The sequence below is a fragment of the Pseudomonas sp. MWU12-2319 genome, assembly GCF_023242525.1.
In the GTDB taxonomy this organism is placed as follows: domain Bacteria; phylum Pseudomonadota; class Gammaproteobacteria; order Pseudomonadales; family Pseudomonadaceae; genus Aquipseudomonas; species Aquipseudomonas gingeri_D.
In genome coordinates this window covers 107750-113749 of record NZ_JALJES010000020.1, presented here as the reverse complement: position 1 = coordinate 113749, position 6000 = coordinate 107750, and the positions used below count along the sequence as shown (strand labels likewise).

Below are 6000 nucleotides of genomic sequence, written 5' to 3'. Positions count from 1 at the left end.
ACCGCGCGTCAAAACCCTCAAAACCTTTGTAACTCATTGAATCTCAAAGGCTTTTCCGTTTCGACTGCGCCGGAAGTGGGGCGAATTATAGAGCCACAGAATTTCCCGTCAACGCTTATTTTCACTTTTCTGTCACAAAGGTCAAAAACAGTGCGCGTCCCGGGTTTTGCGGTGCCTGTACTGACGCCTTCGCGGGCAAGCTCCGCTCCCACAGTGTCCAGGCCTGACCGATAGTTCGCGGTGTGACTCGATACTGTGGGAGCGGAGCTTGCCCGCGAAGGGGCCCGCATAGGCGACACCTATAAGGACCTCATTCACCCATCGACACTTACAGGCTCGGGAACGCGAACTGCGACGCCTCATGGCTGGCACGTTGCGGCCAGCGCTGGGTGATCGCCTTGCGCCGGGTATAGAAACGCACGCCATCCGGACCATAGGCATGCAGGTCGCCAAACAACGAACGCTTCCAACCGCCAAAGCTGTGGTAAGCCACGGGCACCGGCAACGGCACATTGACCCCGACCATGCCCACTTCGATCTCGTCGCAGAACAAACGCGCCGCTTCACCGTCACGGGTAAAGATGCAGGTGCCGTTACCGTATTCGTGATCGTTGATCAGTTGCATGGCCGCTTCCAGGCTGTTGACCCGGACGATGCACAGCACCGGCCCGAAGATCTCTTCCTTATAGATGCGCATCTCAGGCGTCACGCGATCGAACAGACAACCACCGAGGAAGAAGCCCTCCTCATGATCCTTGACGCTCAAGCCACGACCGTCGACCACCAACTGCGCGCCCGACGCCACGCCATCGGCAATATAGCCACTGACCTTGTCGCGGTGCTGACCGGTGACCAATGGCCCCATATCCAGACCACACGAAGTACCCGCACCGATCTTCAGCGCCTTGATCTGTGGCACCAGCTTGGCCACCAGCGCGTCCGCCACCTGGTCGCCCACGCAAACAGCCACGGAGATCGCCATGCAACGCTCACCGCAGGAACCATAGGCCGCGCCCATCAAGGCACTGACCGCGTTGTCCAGATCGGCATCCGGCATCAATACCGCATGATTCTTCGCTCCGCCCAGCGCCTGGACACGTTTGCCGCGCTTGGTGCCTTCGGCATAGATGTACTCGGCAATCGGAGTCGAGCCGACAAAGCTCAAGGCCTTGACCTCAGGCGCCTCGATCAACGCGTCCACCGCGGTCTTGTCACCATGCACCACGTTCAGCACACCCTTGGGCAAACCGGCCTCCAGCAACAGCTGGGCGATCAGCAAGGTCGAGCTCGGATCACGCTCGGACGGCTTGAGGATAAAGCAGTTACCGCAAACGATCGCCAGCGGATACATCCACAGGGGCACCATCGCCGGGAAGTTGAATGGCGTGATCCCCGCCACCACGCCCAGCGGCTGGAAATCGGACCAGGCGTCGATGTTCGGACCGACGTTACGGCTGTATTCACCCTTCAGTACTTCCGGCGCGGCGCAGGCGTACTCGACGTTCTCGATACCACGCTTCAATTCACCGGCGGCATCTTCCAGGGTCTTGCCGTGTTCTTCGCTGATCAGTTGGGCGATACGCGCCTCATTCTGTTCCAGCAGTTGCTTGAAGCGGAACATCACCTGGGCACGCTTGGCCGGTGGTGTATTGCGCCAGGCCGGAAAAGCCGCCTTGGCCGAATCGATGGCCTGCTGAATGGTCTCGCGATCCGCCAACGGCACCTGATGGATAACCTGGCCGGTGGACGGGTTGTATACGGCGGCCGTGCGACCGGAATCGCTGACCAGTTGGCCGTCGATCAAATGTTGAATTGCGCTCATTGCGGGGCTCCAGAACATGGACGTACAGAAGCGAGTCGCCTCGCTCCTGCCAGGAAATAGTGTTGGTCTTCTATATAGAAGGATCAGTCCAGCTTGTTCAGCACTTCGCCGACCGCATCGAACAGACGATCCAGGTCCTGCGGCTTGCTGTTGAACGTTGGGCCGAACTGCAGGGTGTCGCCACCGAAGCGCACGTAGAAACCGGCCTTCCACAAGGCCATGCCGGCTTCGAACGGACGCACGATGGCGTCGCCGTCACGGCCAGCGATCTGGATCGCCCCGGCCAGACCGTAGTTACGAATGTCGATCACGTTCTTGCTGCCTTTCAAACCGTGCAAGGCATTTTCAAAGTGCGGCGCGACTTCGGCCACGCTCTGTACCAGGTTTTCCTTTTGCAGCAGGTCGAGTGCCGCCAGGCCCGCGGCGCACGCCACCGGGTGTGCCGAGTAGGTGTAGCCGTGGGGGAATTCCACGGCGTACTCGGGGGTCGGCTGATTCATGAAGGTCTGGTAGATCTCGCTGCTGGCAATCACCGCCCCCATAGGAATGGCGCCGTTGGTGACTTGCTTGGCGATGCACATCAGGTCCGGGGTGACGCCAAAGCTGTCCGCGCCGAACATCGCGCCGGTACGCCCGAAGCCGGTGATCACTTCGTCGAACACCAGCAGGATATTGTGCTGGTCGCAGATTTCCCGCAGGCGCTTGAGGTAGCCCTGTGGCGGTACCAGCACACCGGCGGAACCGGCCATGGGCTCGACGAACACCGCCGCGATATTGGACGCATCATGCAGTTCGATCAGCTTGAGCAGCTCATCGGCCAGGGCGATACCGCCCTGCTCCGGCATGCCACGGGAGAAGGCATTGCTCGCCAGCAGGGTGTGGGGCAGATGGTCGACATCCATCATCGCCTGGCCAAACAGTTTACGGTTGCCGTTGACACCGCCCAGGCTGGTACCGGCGATGTTCACCCCGTGATAACCACGGGCCCGACCGATCATCTTGGTCTTGGTCGCCTGGCCTTTCAGACGCCAGTAGGCCCGCACCATCTTCACCGCGGTATCGGCGCACTCGGAGCCGGAGTCGGTGAAGAACACATGGTTCAGGTTGCCCGGCGTCAGCGCGGTGATTTTCTCCGCCAGCTGGAACGACAGCGGGTGACCGTATTGAAAGCCCGGCGAGTAGTCGAGGGTCCCCAGTTGCTTGGCCACCGCTTCCTGGATTTCCTTGCGGGTGTGCCCGGCGCCGCAGGTCCACAGGCCGGACAGCGAGTCGTAGACCCGGCGGCCCTTGTCATCGATCAGCCAGCTGCCTTCGGCGGCAACGATCAGGCGCGGATCGCGCTGGAAGTTGCGATTGGCCGTGTAGGGCATCCAGTGGGCATCGAGTTTGAGCTGGCTGGCCAGGGAGCCGGGGGCGTGTTCAGGCATGTTCATGGGCGAAACCTCACAGGGCAATAAGCGGCGCAGGAGTTGAAAGCGTTCTTGCAGCTAAATTGCCATGGCGATAAAGTCGGTGAAATGCAACTTTTCTAATGTTCAGTCAGCAGGCTACTAAACAATATGACCCAGCCATGAGCAGCCGCCGCCCCGATCCCCTGGCGCAAGTCAGCGACTTTGATATCCGCTTGCTGCGTATCTTTCGCAGCGTGGTGGAGTGCGGCGGTTTTTCCGCCGCGGAAAGCGTGCTCGGTATCGGCCGCTCGGCCATCAGCCAGCAGATGAGCGATCTGGAGCAACGTCTCGGGCTACGCCTGTGCCAACGTGGACGGGCCGGTTTCTCACTGACCGAGGAAGGTCGCGAGGTCTATCACTCGGCGTTGCAGCTATTGGGCGCACTGGAAAGTTTTCGCACCGAAGTCAACGGCCTGCACCAGCACCTGCGTGGAGAGCTGACCATCGGCCTGACCGACAACCTGGTCACCCTGCCCCATATGCGCATCACCCATGCACTGGCCCAATTGAAGGAACGCGGGCCGGATGTGCAGATCCAGATTCGCATGATCGCCCCCAACGAAGTGGAACAAGGCGTGCTCGACGGCCGCCTGCATGTCGGGGTGGTGCCCCAAGCCAGCGCCTTGTCGGGCCTGGAGTATCAACCGCTGTACAGCGAACGTTCGCTGCTCTACTGCGCGGTGGGGCATCCGCTGTTCTATGTGGACGACAAGCAACTGGACGATGAACGGCTCAATGCCCAGGACGCCATCGCTCCGACCTTCCGTCTGCCGGCCGAGATCCAGGCGCATTACCAGGCGCTCAATTGCACCGCGAGTGCTTCGGACCGCGAAGGCATGGCGTTCCTGATCCTGACCGGGCGCTATATCGGCTACCTGCCTGATCACTATGCCAATCTCTGGGTCCAGCAAGGTCGGTTGCGCGCCCTCAAGGCCGGCAGCCGTTTCTATGACCTGAGCCTGGCTTCGGTGACACGTAAAGGGCGGCGCCCACACCTGGTGCTGGAAAGTTTCCTGGAAAGCCTGGCGGCAACCCGCTGAGATATCCACAGCCTTGCGCAATCTTGAACTGGCTTGCGGGCCTCTTCGCCAACAAGCCGGCGCCAGCAAAATATCGTGCCCAAGCCACTGCCGCGAATAGTTGCCCCGAAAGCGACAGAATCGGCCCGGATCCAGGCTTTATATGATGACAGGACTTGTCTCAACCCCCTGGGTACGCTATCTGTGCACGGGTTGCACCCACAGACCCGTTCGGAACTGCCTATGACCGTTGAAGCCCCTGCCCACGCCGGAAAGCCCGCCAGCCGAATTCGCCAGAAAAACCAGGAAGCGATAATCAAGGCCGCCGAAGACGAGTTCGCCCGCCATGGCTTCAAAGGCACCAGCATGAACACCATCGCCCAGAACGCCGGACTGCCCAAGGCCAACCTGCATTATTACTTCACCCACAAGCTGGGCCTGTATATCGCGGTATTGAGCAATATCCTCGAACAGTGGGACGACACCTTCAACCACCTCAGTGTCGATGACGATCCGGCGCTGGCGCTGGCCCGCTACATCCGCGCCAAGATGGAGTTTTCCCGGCGCCAGCCACAGGCCTCGCGGATCTTCGCCATGGAGATCATCAGCGGCGGCGAATGCCTGACCGAGCACTTCAACCAGGACTACCGCGCCTGGTTCCAGGGCCGAGCGAATGTGTTCCAGGCCTGGATCGATGCGGGCAAGATGGACCCGGTCGATCCGGTGCACCTGATCTTCCTGCTCTGGGGCAGCACCCAGCATTACGCCGACTTCGCCACCCAGATCTGTCGCGTCACCGGCCGCCCGCGGCTGACCAAGCAGGATATGGAAGACGCCGGCAACAATCTGATCCGCATTATCCTCAAGGGCTGCGGCCTGACGCCGCCGCTCTGATCCTCTTGAACTGAAGCCGAATCCCGTATGCCTTTTACCCTTGCCGGCCTTTGCGAATACCGCGAGGAAATTCGCAAAAGCCGCTTTATCACCCTCGCCGCCCCGATCACCAGCGTCGCCGAAGCCCAGGCCTTTATCGAGCAACACAGCGACCTGGATGCCACCCACAACTGCTGGGCCTGGAAGCTCGCCGACCAGTACCGCAGCAGTGACGACGGCGAACCCGGCGGTACCGCGGGCCGGCCGATCCTGGCGGCCATCGAGGCCCAGGACTGCGACCAGGTCGCGGTACTGGTCATTCGCTGGTACGGCGGCATCCAACTGGGCACCGGCGGCCTGGCCCGTGCCTATGGCGGCGGCGCCAACAAGTGCCTGCAAAATGCCGAACGACTGCCGCTGATCAGCCGGGTCGCGCTGAGCTGCGCCTGCGGCTTCAGCGAACTGGCGCTGGTCAAGCTACGGGTGGCCGAACTCGGCGGCCTGATCCTGGAAGAGCAGTTCACCGCCAATGGCGTGGAACTCCAGTTGGCGGTGGGCGCAGCGCAGATCGATACCCTGCAACGGCAATTGGCCGATCTCAGCCGCGGCCGCATTCTCCTGCAGCGAGAGGCGTAACCGGCCTCTGTTCACCGCCCCGCCGGTTGCCCACAGTCACTGTGCACCCGACTGTGGATAACCTGAGCACATCCCGCTGTAACCCTTCTGCAACGTGGCTTTGCGGCCGCTGATCAGTTTTTGTCCAATCACCCGCCAACGGCACAAAATCGTCCAGTAAACAGCGAGTTACCCGGGTTTATCGCGTTTTGAAAATAGC

5 protein-coding genes are annotated in these 6000 nt (G+C 61.1%); 3 read left to right on the top strand and 2 right to left on the bottom strand.

The annotated features are described in order from the left end of the window. Nucleotides 1-328 precede the first annotated feature (328 nt). Together M5C01_RS27180 and M5C01_RS27175 are read right to left on the bottom strand one after the other, a co-directional pair. A complete protein-coding gene (locus tag M5C01_RS27180) occupies nucleotides 329-1822 on the bottom strand; it encodes a CoA-acylating methylmalonate-semialdehyde dehydrogenase (protein WP_152741626.1) in 1494 nt (497 codons plus the stop codon). An 83-nt stretch (nucleotides 1823-1905) separates the two neighbouring features. Beyond that, a complete protein-coding gene (locus tag M5C01_RS27175) occupies nucleotides 1906-3255 on the bottom strand; it encodes an aspartate aminotransferase family protein (protein WP_100944339.1) in 1350 nt (449 codons plus the stop codon). Nucleotides 3256-3392: 137 nt separating this feature from the next. Here M5C01_RS27175 and M5C01_RS27170 point away from each other — a divergent pair, with 137 nt between their 5' ends. The 3 genes from M5C01_RS27170 (at nucleotide 3393) to M5C01_RS27160 (ending at nucleotide 5801) form a co-directional block, all read left to right on the top strand. Then, on the top strand, nucleotides 3393-4313 hold the full coding sequence (locus M5C01_RS27170; RefSeq protein ID WP_100944338.1) for a LysR family transcriptional regulator: 921 nt from the start codon (nucleotides 3393-3395) through the stop codon (nucleotides 4311-4313). Between the two features lie 222 nt (nucleotides 4314-4535). Continuing rightward, nucleotides 4536-5186, top strand: coding sequence for a TetR/AcrR family transcriptional regulator (locus M5C01_RS27165; RefSeq protein ID WP_152741625.1), 651 nt, complete (start codon nucleotides 4536-4538; stop codon nucleotides 5184-5186). 27 nt (nucleotides 5187-5213) lie between these two features. Next, the gene (locus tag M5C01_RS27160) at nucleotides 5214-5801 is read left to right on the top strand and encodes a YigZ family protein (RefSeq protein ID WP_103499823.1); all 588 of its coding nucleotides are present in this window, start codon (nucleotides 5214-5216) and stop codon (nucleotides 5799-5801) included. The last annotated feature ends 199 nt before the right edge of the window (nucleotides 5802-6000 follow it).

Excerpts from the sequence above, each read along its gene's own strand:
- M5C01_RS27175 (WP_100944339.1), bottom strand. The coding sequence starts at position 3,255 with ATGAACATGCCTGAACACGCCCCCGGCTCCCTGGCCAGCCAGCTCAAA.
- M5C01_RS27160 (WP_103499823.1), top strand. The coding sequence starts at position 5,214 with ATGCCTTTTACCCTTGCCGGCCTTTGCGAATACCGCGAGGAAATTCGC.
- M5C01_RS27165 (WP_152741625.1), top strand. The coding sequence starts at position 4,536 with ATGACCGTTGAAGCCCCTGCCCACGCCGGAAAGCCCGCCAGCCGAATT.
- M5C01_RS27170 (WP_100944338.1), top strand. The coding sequence starts at position 3,393 with ATGAGCAGCCGCCGCCCCGATCCCCTGGCGCAAGTCAGCGACTTTGAT.
- M5C01_RS27180 (WP_152741626.1), bottom strand. The coding sequence starts at position 1,822 with ATGAGCGCAATTCAACATTTGATCGACGGCCAACTGGTCAGCGATTCC.